The 18,609-nt window shown below is 63.9% G+C and carries 14 protein-coding genes and 1 pseudogene; 5 read left to right on the forward strand and 10 right to left on the reverse strand.

Going from position 1 to position 18,609, the window contains the following annotated elements; genetic code table 11:
* Positions 1–26: 26 nt before the first annotated feature.
* Positions 27–1,292 carry a RidA family protein gene (locus ACWPWQ_RS14255; protein ID WP_454010083.1) on the reverse strand — a complete coding sequence of 422 codons (1,266 nt, stop codon included), beginning with the start codon at positions 1,290–1,292 and terminating at the stop codon, positions 27–29.
* A gap of 407 nt (positions 1,293–1,699) precedes the next feature.
* On the opposite strand from ACWPWQ_RS14255, the gene ACWPWQ_RS14260 reads away from it, so the two are divergent.
* Positions 1,700–1,981, forward strand: coding sequence for a hypothetical protein (locus ACWPWQ_RS14260; protein WP_454010084.1), 282 nt, complete (start codon positions 1,700–1,702; stop codon positions 1,979–1,981).
* Between the two features lie 91 nt (positions 1,982–2,072).
* Here ACWPWQ_RS14260 and ACWPWQ_RS14265 read toward each other — a convergent pair whose 3' ends face one another.
* Together ACWPWQ_RS14265 and ACWPWQ_RS14270 are read right to left on the reverse strand one after the other, a co-directional pair.
* Positions 2,073–3,197: an anhydro-N-acetylmuramic acid kinase gene (locus ACWPWQ_RS14265; protein WP_454010085.1), complete on the reverse strand. Its 1,125-nt coding sequence runs from the start codon at positions 3,195–3,197 to the stop codon at positions 2,073–2,075.
* Positions 3,198–3,386: 189 nt separating this feature from the next.
* Positions 3,387–4,706 (reverse strand): peptidoglycan DD-metalloendopeptidase family protein, encoded by a 1,320-nt coding sequence (locus ACWPWQ_RS14270; protein ID WP_342057748.1) that lies wholly within the window; start codon positions 4,704–4,706, stop codon positions 3,387–3,389.
* Between the two features lie 114 nt (positions 4,707–4,820).
* Here ACWPWQ_RS14270 and tyrS point away from each other — a divergent pair, with 114 nt between their 5' ends.
* Positions 4,821–6,020, forward strand: a complete 1,200-nt coding sequence (gene tyrS, locus ACWPWQ_RS14275; protein ID WP_139435589.1) for a tyrosine--tRNA ligase — start codon at positions 4,821–4,823, stop codon at positions 6,018–6,020.
* Positions 6,021–6,099: 79 nt separating this feature from the next.
* On the opposite strand, the gene ygjK is transcribed toward tyrS, so the two are convergent.
* The 3 genes and pseudogenes from ygjK to ACWPWQ_RS14290 all read right to left on the reverse strand — a co-directional run bounded on the left by ygjK (position 6,100) and on the right by ACWPWQ_RS14290 (position 10,418).
* Complete coding sequence (gene ygjK / locus ACWPWQ_RS14280; RefSeq protein ID WP_454010086.1) at positions 6,100–8,577, reverse strand: alpha-glucosidase; 2,478 nt, start codon at positions 8,575–8,577, stop codon at positions 6,100–6,102.
* Positions 8,578–8,761: 184 nt separating this feature from the next.
* Positions 8,762–9,094: pseudogene (locus ACWPWQ_RS14285) on the reverse strand (helix-turn-helix domain-containing protein); the annotation flags it as partial.
* A 67-nt stretch (positions 9,095–9,161) separates the two neighbouring features.
* The gene (locus ACWPWQ_RS14290; RefSeq protein ID WP_139435583.1) at positions 9,162–10,418 is read right to left on the reverse strand and encodes an adenylosuccinate synthetase; all 1,257 of its coding nucleotides are present in this window, start codon (positions 10,416–10,418) and stop codon (positions 9,162–9,164) included.
* Positions 10,419–10,587: 169 nt separating this feature from the next.
* On the opposite strand from ACWPWQ_RS14290, the gene ACWPWQ_RS14295 reads away from it, so the two are divergent.
* Positions 10,588–11,496: a LysR family transcriptional regulator gene (locus ACWPWQ_RS14295; RefSeq protein WP_202046428.1), complete on the forward strand. Its 909-nt coding sequence runs from the start codon at positions 10,588–10,590 to the stop codon at positions 11,494–11,496.
* Positions 11,497–11,574: 78 nt separating this feature from the next.
* Here the strand turns inward: ACWPWQ_RS14295 and ACWPWQ_RS14300 are convergent, their stop codons facing one another.
* A complete protein-coding gene (locus tag ACWPWQ_RS14300; protein WP_454010087.1) occupies positions 11,575–12,903 on the reverse strand; it encodes a TAXI family TRAP transporter solute-binding subunit in 1,329 nt (442 codons plus the stop codon).
* Between the two features lie 122 nt (positions 12,904–13,025).
* The gene (locus ACWPWQ_RS14305) at positions 13,026–14,168 is read right to left on the reverse strand and encodes a MalY/PatB family protein (RefSeq protein ID WP_454010088.1); all 1,143 of its coding nucleotides are present in this window, start codon (positions 14,166–14,168) and stop codon (positions 13,026–13,028) included.
* A 162-nt stretch (positions 14,169–14,330) separates the two neighbouring features.
* Between ACWPWQ_RS14305 and ACWPWQ_RS14310 the strand changes: the two genes are divergently transcribed.
* Positions 14,331–15,503 carry an MFS transporter gene (locus ACWPWQ_RS14310; RefSeq protein WP_454010089.1) on the forward strand — a complete coding sequence of 391 codons (1,173 nt, stop codon included), beginning with the start codon at positions 14,331–14,333 and terminating at the stop codon, positions 15,501–15,503.
* A gap of 74 nt (positions 15,504–15,577) precedes the next feature.
* Here the strand turns inward: ACWPWQ_RS14310 and ACWPWQ_RS14315 are convergent, their stop codons facing one another.
* Positions 15,578–16,462, reverse strand: coding sequence for a LysR family transcriptional regulator (locus ACWPWQ_RS14315; RefSeq protein ID WP_454010090.1), 885 nt, complete (start codon positions 16,460–16,462; stop codon positions 15,578–15,580).
* Positions 16,463–16,549: 87 nt separating this feature from the next.
* The gene (locus ACWPWQ_RS14320) at positions 16,550–17,305 is read right to left on the reverse strand and encodes a YciK family oxidoreductase (RefSeq protein ID WP_429160509.1); all 756 of its coding nucleotides are present in this window, start codon (positions 17,303–17,305) and stop codon (positions 16,550–16,552) included.
* 224 nt (positions 17,306–17,529) lie between these two features.
* On the opposite strand from ACWPWQ_RS14320, the gene sohB reads away from it, so the two are divergent.
* A complete protein-coding gene (gene sohB, locus ACWPWQ_RS14325) occupies positions 17,530–18,537 on the forward strand; it encodes a protease SohB (RefSeq protein ID WP_139435571.1) in 1,008 nt (335 codons plus the stop codon).
* Positions 18,538–18,609: the final 72 nt, after the last annotated feature.

The following is an 18,609-nucleotide window of genomic DNA, read 5'->3' on the forward strand; positions in this document are numbered from 1 at the left end:
TCTCTTTTTATTATTGAACGTAAACCTTACACCTGCGGCGGGGTGCTTTCCGCATTGGAGAGTACGGCATCCATCTGCACCAGGGCGCCGGCGGGCAGTTCGCTCACGCCAATGACGGTGCGGGCGGGCAGATAGCTCGGGAAGTATTTGGTGTAGATGGCGTTTACTGCGTCCAGATCCTCGATGTTCTTCACCTGGATATTCACCTTGACGATATCGTCCATCACATGGTCGATGCTCTCCACTATGGTCTTGATATGGCCGAGGCACTGGGCGGTCTGCTCTTTGATGCAGCCGGTCAGCACCTTGCCCGTGGCCATGTCGATCGGCAGCTGGCCGGCGATATGGTTGTAGTGGGAGAAGGCGACGCTCTGGCTATGGAGCGTGCTGCGCGGCGCCTGGTCGGTGTTGCGGGCGCGGATCACCAGGTTGTGTCTGTCTTCCACCAGCTGGGGCGGGGTGCCGTCACCGTGGGAGATGACCGCATCCATCTGCACCCGGGCGCCCATGGGCAGGGCGGAGGCCGCGATCACGCTGCGGGCGGGCAGATAGGCGACGGCGCGGGCGATGGCGGAGTCCGGGAAGAAGGTTGTGTAGACCTCGTTGACGGCCTCCAGATCCGCGAGGCTGGTCAGATAGAGGGTCACCTTGACGATATCGTCAAAGGGCACATCTATGCTCTCCAGCACGTTTTTGATATTGCGCAGGCACTGGGCCGCCTGCTCCTGGATGCCACCGGCAACCAGCTGGCCGGTGGCGGCATCCACCGGCAGCTGGGCACCGATATTGTTGTAGTGGGAGAAGGCCACCGTATGGGTCGAGAGCGGGTCGGTCGGCGCCCGGCAGCTGTTTCGGGCGAGCTTGATCAGGGGGCAGGGGGCCTGGGGGAAGGTGCCTTCCCCGTTGGAGAGCAGGGCGTCCATCTGAATGGCGGCGCCGAGCGGCAGGGCGGCCACGGCCAGCACGGTACGGGTCGGCAGGTTGCGGGGGAAGAATTCCCGATAAACGGCGTTGACCGCCTCCAGATCCCCCATGTTCTTGAGGAAGAGGGTGACTTTCACCATGTCGTCCATGACGTGGCCGATGCTCTCTACTATGGCCTGGATATTGGTCAGGCACTGTCTGGCCTGGGCCTGGATATCGCCACCTACCAGCTTGCCTGTCCTGGGATCGACCGGCAGCTGGGCGGCAATATTGTTGTAGTGGGAGAAGGCCACGCTCTGGGTGCAGGGGCCCAGATCCTGGGGGGCATTGGGGGTATTTCTGGCGGATTTGATGATGGTACCACTCATGGCGATACTCCTTTCTCTTTATTGATGTAGGGTCAACGCCTTCCTTTCTCGATTGCCGCACGTCTCGCTTTATTTCGGCAACAGTTGCCCGTTCCCGACGAATGACGACGGGTGATACGGAAAACAGTCATCGCTGTTTCGAGTCTTGCTTCGACGTCGCCTGCGTGGGCGAGCGGCTGATGAAGAAATGGATCGGGTTGATGATTCAGACAGGGGGATTCTATGGGGGGCCGACCAGGGGATGCAAACCGGGATCGCATTTCTATGAGGTGGCTCAATGCTCTGAAATATAGCTAAAATGCGGTTCAATTCACCATATATAACGGCTGGCCGGGTGTCATCACGCGCCTTATAAGGGAAATGGCCGCAGTGCGTGGGTTTGTGCCGGGTCGACGTTGATCAATTCTGTGAATAAAGGGTTAATCATCGGAAATATTTTGCTGTTCATGCATTCCAATATGAATGGCTATGCATTTCATGCCCATGAACGGGGCTGTCAGCAACCTCAAAAATATGCTAGCCGGTGTCCGTTTTCGACCCTTGAAACAGCGGCGGGAAATATCATTCACCCAGGCTGCATGACGATGATGTCATTGACGCAAGCGAGCCGCCGTAATCAACCAATACGGGCTGCATATGACATCCAGATTTATGCAATGAAATTGCAGCGGGAAATAGAGGGGGAATGAACAAGGTCGATAACGGCTGACGGCAGAGCCGGATGATGACAGAGAGGGCGGCATATGCCGCCCTCTCTGTTCGTGTGCGCAGGTTGCCCGCTCAGGCGGGGTAGAGGGCACCGAGCACCGCCGGTCGGCTGGCGCCGGTGACGGCGGGCAGGTTACCGGGCTGGCGCGTCACGAAGCGCTGTGCCAGCCAGGCAAACGCGGCCCCTTCCACCCAGTCGGGGGCGAGCCCCAGCTCGGACGTGCTGGCAAGGCGCCAGCGGGGCAACAGGGCGGCGAGCTCCCCCAGCAGGGGGCCATTGTGGGCGCCGCCGCCGCAGACAAACAGCTCGGCTTGGCCCTGAGCCTCGTCCAGTACGGGCAGCTGGCGGGCTATGCTGTGGCAGGTCAGCGCCTGCAGGGTGCGCTGCACATCCACCGGGGCGTATGCCGTGCCTGCCAGCTCGCCGTCTAGCCACTCCAGGGTGAACATCTCCCGCCCCGTGCTCTTGGGGGCGGGGGCGGCGAAGTAGGGGTGAGCCAGCAGCCTTGCCAGCAGCGCCGGGAGCAACCGGCCGCTGGCGGCCCAGCGGCCATTCGCATCGTAGTCGCCGCCTTGCGGGTGATGGCGGCGATACCAGCCGTCGAGCAGGGTGTTGGCGGGTCCGGTATCGAAGCCATATACCTGAGCGTTGCCGTCGCCGTCCGGATTACCCGGCAATACGGAGATGTTGGCGATGCCGCCGAGGTTCAGCACCACCCGCAAGGCATGGGGTTTGGCAAAAATCGCCTGATGGAAGGCGGGCACCAGGGGGGCCCCCTGACCGCCGAGGGCCATGTCCAGGGTGCGAAAATCGGCCACCACATCGATGCCGGTCAAGGCAGCCAGCAGGGCCGCATTGCCTATCTGCAGGGTAAAGCCGAGCTGGGGGCGGTGGCGCACTGTCTGGCCGTGGGAGCCGATGGCGCGGATATCCTTGGGCTCAAGCCCGGCCTTGGCAAGCAGCGCCAGGGTGGCGGCGGCAAACTCCTGCGCCACGCGATTGTCGGCCACGCCCATGCGGTCTATTTCGTTCTCCCCCGGAGTGCAGAGGGCGTGAAGCTCGCGGGCCGTTGCCTCTGGCCAGGGATGGCAGAGCGCCGCCTCCACCCGAAGGGTTTCCCCATCCAGAGTGACCAGCACAGCATCGATGCCATCCATGCTGGTACCCGACATCAATCCGATATAGCGCTCAGTCATGGTGTCTCCTCAATTGCGGGTCGTGATAGAGAGCGGGATAGAGGTCACGGCCTCAATGCCATGCCATATAGCGGTGCCCGACCTTAATCCGATATAACGCTCAGCCATGAGCTCTCCTCAATATGGTTGCCAAGAGTGGGCTGAATAAAAAGGGCTGGCGGGGCATTCACCCCGCCAGCCCTTCTGGCCTTAGCTGCCGTTGCTGTCCCGCTTGTTCTGGGCCAGCTGCAGCTCGTTACTGTCGAGCTTGGCCAGTTGCGGTCTGGCCTCGGCCTTGAAGCTGGCCAGCGCCCGCCCGGTGAGGGTCTCGGCCTGGGGCAGGGTGAGGGTGCGCGGGTTCTTGTGCACGCCGCCCACCACGAATTCATAGTGCAGGTGCGGGCCTGTGACCCGGCCCGTGCCTCCCAAGAGGCCTATGGTCTGCCCCTGTTTCACCCGCTGCCCCTTGTTCACGGTGCGCTTGGAGAGGTGCAGGTACTTGGTCACATAGTTGCCGGCGTGCTTGATAAAGACATAGTTGCCGTTGAACTGGTTGTAACCGGCGGCCACCACGCTGCCCGAGCCCGCCGCCATGATGGGGGTGCCCACGGGGGCCACGTAGTCGATGCCGTTGTGGGGGCGCACCTTGCCGGTGACCGGGTGCAGGCGACGCGGGTTGAAGTTCGAGCTGATGTATTTGAAGTTGACCGGGGCGCGCAGGAAGCTCTTGCGCATCGCCTTGCCTTCCGGGGTGTAGTAGTTGCCATCCTGGTTCAGCACGGCACGATAGATGGCCCCCTGGTTGATGAACTCGGCGGCCAGGATGTCGCCGGAGGCCACTCGCTCGTCATCCTGGTACTTGTCTTCGTAGACCACCCGAAAGCTGTCCCCCGGCTGCAGGTCCTGGGCAAAATCGATGTCCCAGCCGAAGATGGCGGCGAGATCCATGATCTGATCCTCCGTCATGCCCGCCTCGCTGGCGGCGCCCCAGAAGCTGGATCGGATCTCCCCCTTCGCCACCTGCTCGCGGGTGTCGAGCTCGAGGCGCACCGGCCTGGCCACGAAGCCGTCGTCCTTGCGGCTCACCTTGAGCGCCTGCTCCAGGCTGTGGGGGTAGTAGAGGCTGTGCAGCTCGCCCTGTTCGGTGAGCTTGAAGGTGAGCTCCTGCCCCGGCTGCAGCATGCGCAGGGGATCGCTGCCGTCGAGCTGATCGATGAGGTGCAGATCCGTGGTATTGAGCCCGATGCGCTGGAAGATGACCCCCATGTTGTCGCCCCGGCGCACCTTCACCTGCTTGGTGATGTAGCGCGGCTTGGGCGGGGTGAGGGGCTGCGCGGCCTCGAGTTCATCGGTCGCGGCGGCCGCGTCGGCGGGCTGGCGCAGGGCAAGTTCGTTGCCGTTGTCATCGACCCGGGTGGCGACCGCCTGTTCGCTTGGCCAGGCCGCCAGCATCATCACCAGGATGCTCAGAATAAGCACCATCTTGCGGTGCCAGGTAGGAAGAGAGTTGAAGGCGTGCCAAATGACCATGAGAAGCTGACGAAGTTGAACCCAGAAGAAGGTCGGAGTTTACCGCCTTTCCAATTGGCCTGCCATTCCAGTAATATGTCTGGCCCTGTGGAATCGTGATTGGAGAGTCAAAAAATGTCCCAGCTCGAGGTGGCGCTAGCCGAGATCAAGCGCGGAGCGGAAGAAATTCTGGTTGAAGAAGAACTTGTCGCCAAGTTGAAGGAAGGGCGCCCGCTGCGCATCAAGCTGGGGATGGACCCGACGGCTCCGGACATTCACCTGGGTCATACCGTGATCCTCAACAAGCTGAAGACCTTCCAGGATCTGGGCCACGAGATCATCCTGCTGATCGGCGACTTCACCGCCATGGTGGGGGATCCCTCCGGCAAGAACAGCACTCGCCCGCCGCTCTCCGAAGAGGCCATCAAGCACAACGCCCTCACCTATGCCGAGCAGGCGTTCAAGATCCTCGATCCCGCCAAGACCCGCATCGAGTACAACTCGACCTGGCTCGGCGAGCTCGGCGCGACCGGTATGATCAAGCTGGCGGCCAAGCAGACCGTGGCCCGCATGATGGAGCGCGACGACTTCAAGAAGCGCTACAGCGGCGGCCAGTCCATCGCCATTCACGAATTCCTCTATCCGCTGCTGCAAGGCTATGACTCGGTCGCGCTGAAAGCGGACGTGGAGCTCGGCGGTACCGATCAGAAGTTCAACCTGCTGATGGGCCGCGAGCTGCAAAAAGATGCCGGCATGGCCGCCCAGTGCGTGCTGATGATGCCGCTCCTGGTGGGTCTGGACGGCGTCAAGAAGATGTCCAAGTCCGCCGCCAACTACATAGGCGTGCATGACGCCCCGGGGGAGATGTTCGGCAAGATCATGTCCATCACCGACACCCTGATGTGGAACTACTACGAGCTGCTCTCCTCCCGCCCGCTGGCGGACATCGAAGGCTTCAAGGCCGGCATCGAAGCCGGTACCCTGAACCCCCGCGACGTGAAGATCTGGCTGGCCAAGGAGATCATCACCCGCTATCACGACGAAGCGGCGGCCGAAGCGGCCCACGAAGACTTCACCCAGCGCTTCTCCAAGAACGCCATCCCGGACGAGATGCCTGAGGTAGAACTGGCCCTGGAAGGGGAAGGGCTGGCCATCGCCAACCTGCTCAAAGACGCCGGTCTGGTGGAGACCACCTCCGAGGCGCTGCGGATGATCAAGCAGGGCGCGGTCAAGCGTGACGGCGACAAGCTGGAGGATGGCAAGGCGCTGGTCGGCGCCGGCACCGCCGTCTATCAGGTCGGCAAGCGCAAGTTTGCCCGGGTGACCGTCAAGTAAGTCGCCGGCCCCTGGCGCCGCCATAAGAAAGGCCTCCCTAGCGGAGGCCTTTCTGTTTTGGGTTGGGCACCCGGCAGTGTCACTCCTGCTTCAGGAAGTTGCGATAGAGCATATAGAGGTGGGCCGAGCTCCAGCTGAAGTTGCTGGCCCCCTGCATGGCGCCGGTCTCCGGGTTGTAGTTCTCGCGGATGGGGCCGCTGCCCGCCAGCCCCTCGGCGTTGGCAAACAGCTTGTTGACCAGCAGCTGGGCGTCGTCGCGATAGCCGTAGTTCTCCAGCCCCTTCACCCCGAAGTAGAACTGATCCAGCCAGACCCGGCCGCGCCAGTAGATGTCGGGGTCGTAGGCCGGGTTGGTCAGTGCCGCCGTGCCGAGCGGCACCTTGGTGTTGAACTCCTGGCTGCTCAGCATCACCTCGCGCACCCGCGCCGCCTTCTCCTTGTCCGCCACCTCGGCCCAGAGCGGGCTCCACCCTTCCGGGCCCCGGCCGCGGGCGGTCAAGAGCTTGCCGACGCAGCCGTTGGCGTCGGGCAGATCCCCCTGGGCTATCTGGCGGTCGTAATAGAAGCCGGAGGCCTCATCGAACAGGCAGTTGTTGATGTAGCCAGCGAGCTGGGTCGCTCCCTCGCGATAGCGGATCCCTTCGTCCGGCTTGCCGAGCAGCTCGGCCATGTCCGCCAGGATGCGCTTCTCTTTCGCCAGGAAGGCGTTGAGCTCCACCGACTCCTGATCGATGGAGAAACCGATCAGCTCACCGCTGCCTTCATGGTTCTCGAAGAAGGCCACGTTCCAGTCCTGGCGGGCTTTGTCGATGTCACCGCCATAAGCCTTGTCGGCGTAGCGTTGTAACTGGTCTTGCTCGATAAAGCCGAAGCGGGCGGCGTTGTCCATGCCGGACTCCCAGCCGGCGCCGTGCTGGGCACCGATGTCCATCTCGTCGTAGCCGCCAACGCTCAGCACCTGCTGATAGAGCGGCATGCCGGCGCAGCCGTACCAGCCATCTCCTTCATTGGTACAGCTCGACAGATCCAGCCCGGCCGGTGCCCCCGTCGGGTACTGCACCTTGAAGGTGATGTTGCCGAATTCGTCGTTGTGCTCGACGTGGCGGGTGGCGCCGTATTCGATGATGCCGTTGTGGTTGTTGTCCCGCGCCCTGTACCACCAGTCGTGATAGGCCTGGATCTTCGGATACATCTCGGCGATGAAGGCCTTGTCCTTGGTGGCGCTGTAGATCTCCCAGATGGCCCAGGCGGAGAGGGGCGGCTTGGTGTCCCGCTCGTTCCAGTTGCCGCCGTCGCCACCGCGATCGGCGAGCTTGTTGTAGAAGACGGCGTCGATCACCATGCCCGCATCCTGCGGCCGCACCGGGTCATCGGTCTGGATCTGGTAGTCATACATGGCGCGCACGTTGTTCTTGGCTACCTCGGGGTTGAAGTGGGCCATGGCGTAGGCGTGCTTCCAGCTGTCCCAGGCCCAGACACCGTCGAACCAGCGGGCGGTGTTGGAGGGGGTCACCCCGTCATGGAGGATGGCGCCAGCCGGCGAGCGCCAGTTGCCGTTGAGGGTCTCCATCGCCTTGACCGCGATGCGGCGCTCCGACTCCGGGATCCCCTGATTGGAGAGGCCACGCGCCAGGTAATCCTCCCAGCGGCGGATGGAGGCCTCGAAGGCGTCGGCCGGGTTGGCCAGCAGCGCCTGGCGGCTCTGCTGATAGCGAGCGGCCTCCTCGCTGCTGTGGACATAGCTCTGCAGGGTGTAGATATCCTGCTGACCCTTGGCGGCCAGGGTGAGGCTGGCCTCGCTCACATAGCCGAGCCCCTTCTCGTCCAGGGTGGTGCGGCTCGGCAGGGTGCGGTCGATGCGATAGCTGGCGCTGCCGCTTTGCATGATGTTCCAGGTGCTGCGCAGTTCGCCGAACTGGAATGCCACGCCGCGCTCGCTCTGGCTGATGGTGCGGCGCCAGTCGGGATACTGCTCGGCGACCGTCTTGTTGGCATCCCACTGCTGGAGCAGCTCCCCCTGCCAGTTGAGGGTCAGGGTGAGGGGCGCATCCTGATTGTTCACCAGACGGGTGCGGATCAGCGCAGTGCGGGCATCGCCGTAGCGCAGCTCCAGCTCCAGGGTGAAGGGCGTGAACTCGAAGCGCTGCACCAGGGCGCCGGGGATGGCGTAGATCTCATGCTTGCTGGCGCTGGTGAGCGGGTACTGACGGCCGCTCTCATCGCTCAGGGTCAGCTTGTCCAGCTCGCTTGCGAAGAAGAGGCTGTACTCTTCGGCGATCACCATGGGGCCGGTGAAGCCCCCCCACTCGTTCTCGCTTTTGGGCAGCAGGAAGCCGTGCCAGGCCCCGAGATCGAGCAGGGGGTTGTATTTGAGGTTGGAGTAGCTGTCAAAGTCACGGAACTGGAGCGGGGTGCCGGTGCGATCGATCACGTTCCTGTACTGGTTCGCCAGGGTGGCGCCGGGCGGGGTCGGGGCACTCGAGTCATTGCCGTTGCAGGCGGCCAGGCCAAACAGGGCGACACCCAGGGCGACGGAAAGTAAACTTTTACGAAACATATCTCGCTCCAATGACGATTTTGTAGGTTAAGGAAGGTGCTTTTTTTGTGTTTATTTTAGTAAAAACGTTTTCATTGCCATTCTAGGGGAAAGAAAGCGGAAAGGTTGGCGCTGCGTCACACTCCGGGCGGGGAGCTGTGTGATCGGGATCACCAGGTTACATGAGGTTACATAGGAGTTGTTTTTAGTAACTATTTACTTGGCATTGCGGGACAGTTGCGGGGCAGGTGCGCAGATATTGGTAGGGGGTCAGACCGAACGCCTGCTTGAAGCGGGCGGCGAAGCGGCTGGGGGAGTCGTAACCGCCGGCGAGGGCCGCCTCCAGCGGAGTGAGGGCCTGTTGCAGCAGGGTGAGGGCGTGGCTCATGCGCACCTGGGTTTGGGTGGTCTGACTCAGCGTGTGGCTGGCCATGGAGCAAACCCGCTCGAAGCAGAATGTCAGCGCCGGGCCTATCTCAAGGCGCGGCTTCCGCTGCGGCGTGGCCTGGGCGTCAGTCAGCCACGTGGCGGGGAGCGGGTCGGCCATAAAAAAACCGGCCTCATGGAGGCCGGTTTTGACATCTTGCTGACAGCCGCGAGGCGGCTTAGCGCAGTATCATCTGCTCGCGGCCCGGGCCGACAGAGACCATGGGAACCGGCACACCCAGCAGGGCTTCGATGCGCAGCACATAGTGCTGGGCAGCCTTGGGCAAGTCTTCGAACTTGCGGATGTGGGAGATGTCTTCGCTCCAGGCTTCCATGGACTCGTACACCGGCTTCAGACCGGCGGTTTGCGGCCAGATCGGGTTCTCAGTGTTGGCACCTTCGTAGGCCACGCAGATCTTCAGATCCGGCATGCCGGAGAGGCAGTCCAGCTTGGTCAGGGCGATCTCGTTGGCAGCCTGGATCTCCAGACCCTGCTTGGTGGCGACCGCATCGAAGTAACCGATGTCACGGGGGCGACCGGTGGTGGCGCCGAACTCGTTGGCGAACTTGCGGAACTCTTCCTGGTTCTCCATGGCGGTGATCAGGGTGCCTGTACCCACAGAGGTACTGAACGCCTTGGCCACGGCAATCACGCGCTCGGGGCGCAGGGCCGGCAGGCCGCCACCGATGCCGGCGTAGGCGCCGGAGACGTGGGAGGAGGTCACCCAGGGGTACTCACCGTAGATGAGGTCACGGCCGGCGCCCAGCTGGGCTTCGAACAGCAGGGTGCCGTTCTGGGCCTGGATGGCCTTGAGCGGCTCGCTGACGTTGCAGACGGCGTCGATCCAGGGGGCGGACACTTCCAGCAGCCAGTCGGCCATCTCCTGGGCGGTCTGCTTGAATTCGAAGCTGGGGTAGAGGGCCTTGAGCTGCGGCAGTTTCCAGTCGAGGAAGAACTGGATGCGCTCGACCAGCACGTCCGGCTGTTTCAGCCAGCCCACCAGGATCGCCTTTTTCATGACCCGATCACCGTAAGCCGGGGCAATGCCCTGACGGGTGGAGCCATAGGCGCCATCACCCAGACGGACTTCTTCCAGGGTGTCTTCCAGGGCGTGGATCGGCAGGCAGAAGGTGGCTCTGTCAGAGATGGCGAGTTTGGGAGTCACGCCGGCGGCCTTCACTTCGGCCAGTTCCTTGGTCAGCGGCTCCGGGCTGATGACCATGCCAGGGCCGAGCACGACCAGGCAATCCGGGTTGAAGACGCCGCTTGGCAGCTGGTGCAGCTTGAAGGTGCCAAGATCGTTGACCACGGTGTGGCCGGCGTTGTTGCCGCCCTGGAAACGGATGCTGGCGGCGGACTGGCCTGCCAGATAATCGACGATGCGGCCTTTGCCTTCATCACCCCAGTTAGCACCTACGACTACGATAGACGACATGACTCTTTCTCCTAAGACGTTAGGCGTCCATCCTAGGAGCCCTGTGCGGATTAGAAAAATTAATTATCTTTATAATTCCGATAAGTAAGTCATATAATTATGGCCAATTTATCGGCAAAGCCCCGCCATGACGCGCCACCCCGCGCCGGCCGTGGGTGAGAGTTACCTCATGTTGGATATTCACTGGTTAAATACCTTCGTCACCCTGGCCCGCCTGCAGCACTTCGGCCAGACCGCCACCGAACTGCACATGACCCAGCCCAACGTCAGTCTGCACCTCAAGAACCTGGAGCAGGCCACCCGGGTCAAGCTGATTGAACGCAGCCCGTTTCGACTGACCCAGGCGGGTGAGCGATTGCTACAAAGCGCCGAGCGCGCCATCAACGAGTTGCAGCTCTGCCAGTCCGATCTCAACGCCCTCAGCCAGCTGAGCCAGGGGACGCTCGCCATCGCCGCCAGCGACATCATCTCGCGCCTGCTGCTGATCCAGCCGTTCCAGCGCTTCAAGCAGGCCTTTCCCGGCATCGATCTCACCCTGTTCAACACCACCTCGGATCAGGCGGCGGATCTGGTCAGGGCGGGCAAGGCGGATCTCGGCTTCGTGATGGCGCAAAAGCGCAGCGAGCCGCTCTTCTACACCGAATTGCAGCAGGTGACCTGGTGCGCGCTGGGGCAGGGGCTCACCCGCTGGCAGGCCCGTGCCAAGGCCGGGGAGAGCGATCCCCTCGACGAGCCCACCCTGATCCTGCTGGGGCACGACACCCGCACCCGGGCACTGATCGACCCCTCCTTGCCCCTGCTCGGGCTGCCGAGCTGCCGCATCATGGAGGTGGGCAGCGTGGATGCCCAGCTCGACTGGGCGGAGGCGGGCTTTGGCGTCGCCATAGTGCCGGACTTCTCCCTCCACCCGCGGCTCAAGCTCACTGCCCCGGTGACCCGGCTCACCGACTTCCCCGGCACCAGCCTGGGGTATGTGGTGCGCCAGAATCAGGTGCTGTCGCGGGCCATCAAGCAGTTGCTGCACTGGGTGGAGGAGGAGATCCTGCGCCCGGACTCGCTGCCGCTCCCCAAGGGATAGGCCCGGCGCCGCTCGTCGGCGCACATCCGGATGACAAGAGGCCACCCTGGGGTGGCCTCTTGCACTGTGCTCTCCCCGTCATTGGGCGGGGGCGGGCGTCTCGCCGGTGAGCGGCGAGGCACCGCTTGGGCTGCCCGGTGCGGGTGCCTCGGTCGGTGCTTGCGCTGTGCCCTTTGCCGCCGAGGGGGGGGTGACCCCGGCCGCGTCCGGCTCGCTGCCCTGCGCCGACCTTGCCTCTGTCGGCGTCGGCAGCGTGGTCAGCGCCGGAGCTTGTTCGGTCGTCACCGCATCCGAACTGGCCGGCAGGGTGGCGCCGGCGGGTTGCTCCGGCAGCACCTCAGCCCCTTCCAGCGGGGTGGCCGCACTGGTGGGGGCGGACGGCGCCGTGGGGAGCGCTCCCGAGGTGGCCTCGGCCCCGGAGGGAGCATCGGGCAACAGGGTCGGCGCGGCATCCAGCATGCCGGGGTGGAGCGGGAGTATGTCTCCCGCCTGCATGGATTCGGGGGTGAGCGTGGTGAGCGCCGGGTGCAGACGAGTAAACTGCTTGAGATTGCGGCTCAGCACGTCGCGCAGGGTGCGCACCTGATCTTCAGGCAGGCTGGCCTCGGCCACCAGCTCGGCGGTCACCGCAAAGGTGGCGACGGAGCTGGTCTGCCCCGGGTAGAGGTTGGCGCCGATGCGGCTGCGCTCATAGTAGGGATACTGATTGAGCAGCTTGTCGACCTGCTCCCCCTCGATGGGAATGAGGCGGGCCTGGCAGCGACCGGTCAGATCGCCTATTCCCTGGTTGGGGTGGCCGGCGACCAGGAAGGCGGCATCCAGGGTGCCGTTGCAGAGCCCCTCCAGCCGGTTGCCTGCCGAGGCGACGGGGGGCACGGCGAACTGGCTCTCCTGCCAGCCCATGGCGTCGAGCAGTGCCCGGCTGGTGACCCTGTCCCCGGAGTTGGGGGCGCCGAGATCGACCCGCTTGCCTTCGATGTCCGCCAGGGTGGTGATGTTGCTGGTGGCGCTGGCGAGCAGGGTCAGGGACTCCTTGTGGAGCCGCAGCAGGCTGCGCAGCTGCGCGTTCGGGCTCTGGCCCGCGAAGGGGCCGCTGCCGTGGGCCGCATGGTACAGGACATCCGACTGCACCAGCGCCAGCTGGATGTCGCCCTTGGCCAGCGCGGCCAGGTTGGCGATGGAGCCCGAGGTGCTCTGCACTGTGCAGTGCAGCCCGTGGTTGCTGCTGTCGTCGTTGAGCAGACGGCAGATGGCGCCCCCCGTGGGGTAGTAGACGCCGTTGAGCGCCCCCGTGCCTATGGTGACATAGGCGGGGGTGGCCGAGAGGGGCTGTGCCAGCATGGCCGCCAGCCAGGGCAGGGCGGCAAGTGACAGGCGCGGCAGGTGACGCAGGGCTCGTGGGTGCATAGTGAACCGGAACAATGGCTGAAAAAAGGATGAGCCAGGCTCATCCCGTCATGTGTCACATCTTATCTATATCAGATGTGAACCTGAATGGCTTTCACCATTCCCGTCAAGGGGACTCCATGTCAGATCGTGCGCTGGAGAATGGCCTTCTCCATGCGCGCCAAGGCTTGGATGAGGCGAGCCCGGGTGCAGCCAAAGTTGAGGCGCACGAACTGGCCGTCGCCAAACTGGGCGCCCGGGGAGAGACCGACCCCCGCCTGTTCGAAGAAGGCGACGGGATCATCCAGCCCGAGGGCGCTCACATCGATCCAGGCGAGATAGGTCGCCTGATTCTTTGCCAGCTTGACGCCGGGCCAGCGGGCCACCGCCTGCTCGATCAGCGTCAGGTTGGCCCTCAGATAGTCGAGCTGTTCGCTGAGCCACTGCTCGCCGCCCTCGTAGGCCGCCTCGGCGGCGACGAAGCCCAGCAGGTTGACGTCGGCACTGATGCCGCGCATCGCCTGTTGCAGCTTGAGCCGCAGGCGGGCGTTGGGGATCACGGCAAAGGAGCAGCACAGGCCGGCGATGTTGAAGGTCTTGCTCGGCGCCATCATGACCGCAGAGCGCTCGGCGGCCGACGGGCTCAGAGCACCGTAGGGAATGTGGCGGGCATCCTTGTCCAGCAGCAGATCGCAGTGGATCTCGTCCGAGCAGACCACCAGATTGTGGCGCTCGGCGATGGCGTCGATGGCGAGCAGCTCCTCGCGGGTGAAGACGGTGCCCCCCGGATTCTGCGGATTGCACAGCAGCAGCAGGTCGGCGGAGGGAGCCTGGCGCTCCAGCTCTTCCAGATCCAGCACCCAGCGTCCGGCCTCCTCCATCATGGGGACGGTCAGCAGGGGGCGATCGTTGAAGCCCGGCGCCTGCAGGAAGGGGTAATAGACCGGCTTGGGGGTGATGATGCCACGGCCGTGCTGGCTCCAGGCCTTGCAGGCGAGGTTCAGACCGGGCACCACTCCCGGCAGGAAGACCAGCCACTCCGGGGATATGGTCCAGCCATAGCGCTGCTGCAGACGGGTGATGATGAGTTCGATCAGCCGGGGGGAGGGGCGGGAATAGCCAAAGACGCCGTGGGCCACCCGTGCGGTGAGGGCCTCGATGACGGCGGGGGGCGAGGCGAAATCGGTGTCGGCCACCCACATGGGCACGACATCCTGACCCTTGTACTTGTCCCACTTCAGGCTCATGGTGCCGCTGCGATCTATCTCCCGATCAAAATCAAACATGTGAAATCCTTGTACTGGCCAGAGGGTTTACCAATGTACGGACTTGGACGTGGCCTCGCAAGCCTTGAGGTGGCTGTTGATAATCGCATAAAATAATCGCCGTCATACTGTACATCCGCCGGCTTCTGGCTTCCTTTTCTCTTCCATATCAATGGTATCTCTATGAGTTTGCTGAGTGCTGCCCGCAAGAGGCCGGATCCCGTCTCTCTCTCTTTCCTCGCCGTGACCTTCATGACCGGGGTGGCGGTGGCACTCCAGGTGCCCACCTTGAGCCTGTTTCTGGCCGAAGAGGTGCAGGTGCGCCCCTTCCTGGTGGGGTTCTTCTATACCGTCAACGCGGTGATCGGCATCCTCATCAGCCAGTGGCTCGGCCATCGCTCCGACAACGGGGGGGATCGCAAGCAGCTGATCCTGCGCTGCTGCCTTGCTGGCATAGTGCTCTCCCTGCTGTTTGCCTGGAACCGGCAATACTGGCTGCTGGTGAGCCTGGGGGTGGTTCTGGCGAGCCTCACCGCCACCGCAAGCCCCCAGCTGTTTGCCCTGGCGCGGGAATACGCCGACAGCCGCAACAAGCGGGCGGACATGTTCAGCTCTGTGCTGCGGGCCCAGTTCTCCCTGGCCTGGGTCATCGGGCCGCCGGCCGCCTTCGCGCTCGCCATCGGCTACGGCTTCGAGGTGATGTATCTGGCTTCCGCCCTGGCCTATCTGATCTGCGCCCTGGTGGTCTGGCGCTGGCTGCCCTCCCTGCCGCTGCCGAGCAGCCAGGGCGGGAGTGAGCGGGTCAGCAGCTGGCGAGATCCTTCGGTGCGGGCGCTCTTCATCGCCTCCACCCTGATGTGGACCTGCAACAGCATGTACCTCATCAACATGCCGCTCTACATCACCCGCGAGCTGGGGCTGGAGGAGAAGCTGGCCGGCATCCTGATGGGCACGGCGGCGGCCCTGGAGATCCCCTTCATGCTGCTGGCGGGTTACTACACCCGGCGCTTTGGCAAGCGGCCCATGATGCTGCTGGCGGTGCTGGCCGGGGTGGGTTTCTACGCCGGCCTGGTGACGCTGTCGAGCCAGGGGGCCCTCATCGCGCTGCAGCTGCTCAACGCCATCTTCATCGGCATAGTCGCCGGCATCGGCATGTCCTATTTCCAGGATCTGATGCCGGGTCGGGCCGGGGTGGCGACCACGTTGTTTGCCAACAGCATCCGCACCGGCTCCATCATGGCGGGTGCCATCGCGGGGACTGTGGCGGAGATCTGGAGTTTTCACGGGGTCTTCATGGTGGCCACCGCATTGGCGCTGGCTGCGCTGGCCGCCTGCTGGCGGGTGCCCAATGTGTGAGGTGCCCCTGGCGGGCACTGCGGCATTGACGCCGGCGGCATAAGAAGAGGCCGGCCGCGGTGGCCGGCGGAGCATTACTTGCCGTTGTCGGCCTGGTATTCGTTGCGCAGGCAGCGCAGCAGCAGCTCGGCCGCCGGGCCCAGGGCATCGGTGGAGGGGGTGAGCAGGTAGGTGTAGAGGTAGCGTTCGCTGCCGCCGGCCAGATCGAGCTGCACCAGGGCGCCGCTGGCGAGCTCCTCCCGCACCAGGTGATCAGGTACCCAGGCGTAGCCGAGGCCCAGGCGCACCATGCTGAGCACCTCGTGATAGTGGGTCGCCTTCCAGCCAGTGTCGTCCGCATCGTTCCAGTCCACCGAGCGGTGGATGGGGGGGTGCAGGCTTATCTGGTTATGGCTGGCGAGCAGCTCCGCCGTGATGGGCTCCTCCTGCCCGGCGAGGGGATGCCCGGCCGCGCACAGCGGCAGCAGGCAGACCTCGTCCAGCGGCAGGCCGGTGCGATCGTGGGGCAGGTGCTCGGAGAGCATCAGATCCCCCACCTGGAGCGCATTGAAGTGGCAATGGATCCGTTCGTGCAGATTGATGCGGCAACCCCGGCTGCGGGGATGGAAGTGCGCCAGCGCCCGGTAGAGCCGGTCTCTGGGTTGCAGCGCGGAGACATAGAGGTTGATCTGCGGCTCCCACTGGCGCTCCAGGTTGTTGGCCAGGTTCTCCAGCTCTTCCACCTGCTGGCTGAGCTGACGGGCCCGCTTGAGGAAGATCTCCCCCGCCGGTGTCAGCACCGCCTTGCGCCCCCTCACCTCCAGCAGGGCCAGCCCCAGGCTCTGTTGCAGCTTGGCGACCGCATGATTGAGGGAGGATTGGCTCTTGTTCAGCGCCTCTGCGGCCTGGGCGTAACCGCCACAGTCCACCACGGCCTGGAAGATCCGCCATTGCTCAAACGTGCTCTTGGGACGAAACATAGTGCAACCTGTCAGGGGCCGATGGGATTCAACAGGGCGCGACTGGCACCCCTCTTCACTTTAACCCCATCTGGTTAGTTTGTTGATTTATTTGGGCTGGGCCACGAAGGTCTGGCCTGTCTTGCCACGGCTGTCCGGCCCCATCAGATAGAGATAGAGCGGCATCAGGTCGGCCGGGGTCTTCAGCAACTGGGGATCTTCCGCCGGGAAGGCGCTGGCCCGCATCCTGGTGCGGGTGCCGCCCGGGTTCAGGGTGTTGACCCGCACCCCGGTATTCTCCAGCTCGTCCGCCAGCACTTCCATCATGCCCTCCACGGCGAACTTGGAGATGGCATAGGTGCCCCAGTAGGCGCGCCCTTTGCGTCCCACGCTGGAGGAGGTGTAGACGATGGAGGCCTCGCCGTGCTCCTTGGCGGTCTGGCGAATGAGGGGCAGCAGGGCCTGGGTCAGCAGGAATTCGGATTTGACGTTGACCTGCATCACCTCGTCCCACTCCTTCTCCTGGATGTGCTCGAAGGGGGAGAGGGTGCCGAGCAGGCCGGCATTGAACAGCACGCCGTCGAGGCGGCCGAACTGCTGGGCGAAGGTCTCGGCCATGCCGCGGTAGTGAGCGGCGGTGGCCCCTTTCAGATCCACAGGGACTATGGCGGGCAGGGGGTGACCGGCCGCCTCTATCAGGTCGTAGACCGCCTCGAGCTTGGCGCTGGTGCGCCCGAGCAGCACCACGGTAGCGCCGTGGGCGGCATAGGTGAGCGCCGCTTCGCGGCCGATGCCGTCACCGGCACCCGTTACCAGAATGACCTTGTCCTTGAGCAGATCCCGGGGGGCCTGATAATCGAGCATGTGCACTCCTGTTAACAAATCCGTGACGGATGGGCGCGACAATAGAGGAGGCAAGTGTACTGATCCGGCCCTGCCGTTGACCAGTATGAGACGGCAAAAATGTGAAGAAAACAGGGCGCTAGCCTGAATTGGCGCTGCCTGCCCCTGGCCCATGGCAGAGTTTTTGCACCATGCCGCCAAACTCCTTACTATGTGAAAAAACCGAACATAGCGCGGAGCATCAAGTGGCATTTCTGACCGAATACGGCCTGTTTCTGGCCAAGACCCTCACCTTACTGCTGGCCATAGGCGCCGTCGTCCTGATGGTGGTGAGCAGCCGTCAGCCCAGGGCCCGCAAGGGGGAGCTGGTGGTGACCGATCTCTCCCGGGAGCTGGAGCAGGGCCGTCATCAGCTGCAATCGGCCCTGGCAGGCAAGGCCGAGCGCAAGCAGATGGACAAGGCGCGCAAGGCCGAGGAGAAGGCGCGCGCCAAGACAGAGGACGAGCGCAGCCGGCTCTTTGTGCTCGATTTTCACGGCAGCATGGACGCCAGGGAGGTGGCCTCCCTGCGGGAAGAGGTGAGCGCCGTGATTGGGGTCGCCCGGCCCGGTGACGAGGTGCTGCTGCGCCTCGAGTCCGGCGGCGGCGTGGTGCACGGCTATGGCCTGGCGGCCTCCCAGCTGCAGCGCCTGCGGGACAAGGACATCACGCTGACGGTGGCCATCGACAAGGTGGCGGCGAGCGGCGGCTACATGATGGCTTGCGTGGCGGACAAGATACTGGCAGCGCCCTTTGCCATCGTCGGCTCCATCGGGGTGATAGCCCAGTTGCCGAACTTCAACAAACTCCTGAAAAAGCATGACATCGAGTTCGAGATGCACACCGCCGGCCAGTACAAGCGCACCATCACCATGTTCGGCGAGAACGACGATCTGGGGCGGGAGAAGTTTCGCGAGGAGCTGGGGGCCATCCACGAGCGCTTCAAGGGGTTCGTGGCCGAGCACAGACCCGGCCTCGACATCGACAAGGTCACCACGGGGGAGCACTGGCTGGCGAGTCAGGCCAAGCAGCTCGGCCTGGTGGATGCACTCTGCACCAGCGATGACTACCTGCTGGCCCAGGCCAGCCACCACAAGGTGGTCGGCATCAGCTACCGCAAGCCCAAGAGCCTGACCCAGCGGCTGGGGCAACAGGGGGCCCAGGCGCTGGACGGTGCCCTCGGTCGCCTCTGGCAGCAGAGCCCCTGGCGCTGAGTCACAGTTCAATGGGTTGAAACAAGAGAGCCGGGCATTGCCCGGCTCTCTGTTTATGCTGATGTCGCGGCT

The sequence above is a fragment of the Aeromonas sp. Marseille-Q7275 genome (assembly GCF_965119515.1).

Bases quoted from the DNA above. Each gene is read 5' to 3' on its own strand.
- ACWPWQ_RS14300 (WP_454010087.1), bottom strand. From the start codon at position 12,903: ATGCACCCACGAGCCCTGCGTCACCTGCCGCGCCTGTCACTTGCCGCC.
- ACWPWQ_RS14290 (WP_139435583.1), bottom strand. From the start codon at position 10,418: ATGTCGTCTATCGTAGTCGTAGGTGCTAACTGGGGTGATGAAGGCAAA.
- ACWPWQ_RS14310 (WP_454010089.1), top strand. From the start codon at position 14,331: ATGAGTTTGCTGAGTGCTGCCCGCAAGAGGCCGGATCCCGTCTCTCTC.
- ACWPWQ_RS14320 (WP_429160509.1), bottom strand. From the start codon at position 17,305: ATGCTCGATTATCAGGCCCCCCGGGATCTGCTCAAGGACAAGGTCATT.
- ACWPWQ_RS14315 (WP_454010090.1), bottom strand. From the start codon at position 16,462: ATGTTTCGTCCCAAGAGCACGTTTGAGCAATGGCGGATCTTCCAGGCC.
- ACWPWQ_RS14265 (WP_454010085.1), bottom strand. From the start codon at position 3,197: ATGACTGAGCGCTATATCGGATTGATGTCGGGTACCAGCATGGATGGC.
- ygjK (WP_454010086.1), bottom strand. From the start codon at position 8,577: ATGTTTCGTAAAAGTTTACTTTCCGTCGCCCTGGGTGTCGCCCTGTTT.
- ACWPWQ_RS14305 (WP_454010088.1), bottom strand. From the start codon at position 14,168: ATGTTTGATTTTGATCGGGAGATAGATCGCAGCGGCACCATGAGCCTG.
- tyrS (WP_139435589.1), top strand. From the start codon at position 4,821: ATGTCCCAGCTCGAGGTGGCGCTAGCCGAGATCAAGCGCGGAGCGGAA.
- ACWPWQ_RS14255 (WP_454010083.1), bottom strand. From the start codon at position 1,292: ATGAGTGGTACCATCATCAAATCCGCCAGAAATACCCCCAATGCCCCC.
- ACWPWQ_RS14295 (WP_202046428.1), top strand. From the start codon at position 10,588: ATGTTGGATATTCACTGGTTAAATACCTTCGTCACCCTGGCCCGCCTG.
- ACWPWQ_RS14270 (WP_342057748.1), bottom strand. From the start codon at position 4,706: ATGGTCATTTGGCACGCCTTCAACTCTCTTCCTACCTGGCACCGCAAG.